The organism is Pseudomonas sp. WC2, assembly GCF_050586545.1.
Lineage (GTDB): Bacteria > Pseudomonadota > Gammaproteobacteria > Pseudomonadales > Pseudomonadaceae > Aquipseudomonas.
This window is the reverse complement of sequence record NZ_JBOBDR010000052.1, coordinates 1-433: the sequence shown is the minus strand read 5'-3', so window position 1 is coordinate 433 and position 433 is coordinate 1. Positions and strand designations below refer to the sequence as shown.

The following is a 433-nucleotide window of genomic DNA, read 5'->3' as shown; positions in this document are numbered from 1 at the left end:
CCGTGGGCGGTTGCTGTCGATCCGTTACCCGGACAGCAGCCGGCTTCGGCTGGTGTGGAATGACCTCGGTCAGCTCGTTGAAGAGACGTCGCCTGACGGTGGCGTGAGGCGCTTTTCCTACGATGCATTGGGGCGACGAACCACCACGGTAGACGAACACGGTGCGGTGACGCGGCAGCAGTGGGACGCACTTGGCCGACTGACGCAGACGACTTTTCCCACCGGCGCTACCCGCGCCTACAGCTACGGCGCTTACGGTCAGGTCACTGCTGAGCGCGATGAACTCGGCCGTATCACCCGTTATGAATATGACGACGATCTGCACCTGGTCTCGCGCCGCATCAATCCCGACGGCACGCGGGTGCAGTACCGCTACGACCACGCGCAACTGCTGCTCACCGAGATTGAAAACGAGTCGGGCGAGAAGTACCGG

The 433-nt window shown here is 62.8% G+C and carries 1 pseudogene; it reads left to right on the top strand.

Annotated elements, in window-relative coordinates:
- Positions 1-433, top strand: a pseudogene (locus ACQ4OE_RS26775) (RHS repeat protein); the annotation flags it as partial.